Annotated in this window: 1 pseudogene; it reads right to left on the reverse strand. The window is 62.3% G+C overall.

What is annotated here, in order from left to right:
- Nucleotides 1-3 precede the first annotated feature (3 nt).
- Nucleotides 4-239, reverse strand: a pseudogene (locus tag EOD29_RS37755) (hypothetical protein); the annotation flags it as partial.

Raw genomic sequence — 239 nt, forward strand, 5'->3', positions numbered from 1 at the left:
GCCCTAAGTAATCCGGCCGCTCTTCAACACATGTTCCACGCCGCTTTGAACGTGCCGCCTTACGACGTCGGTCGCGCCGGCGATGCGGAATCCGGCAAGCGCGGCCCAGGGATCATCATCGGTATTTCTTGAAAGCACGGCGGCTGCGGTGTCGATCGCGATTTCGCTCGGCTCCGTCGCCACAAGGCTATCGCCATGGCGGTCGAGGAAGCCGGTATCGATCCGAGCGGCGCGAAAAT

Origin of the sequence: Mesorhizobium sp. M1A.T.Ca.IN.004.03.1.1 (genome assembly GCF_003997555.1) — a bacterium.
Classification (GTDB): domain Bacteria; phylum Pseudomonadota; class Alphaproteobacteria; order Rhizobiales; family Rhizobiaceae; genus Mesorhizobium.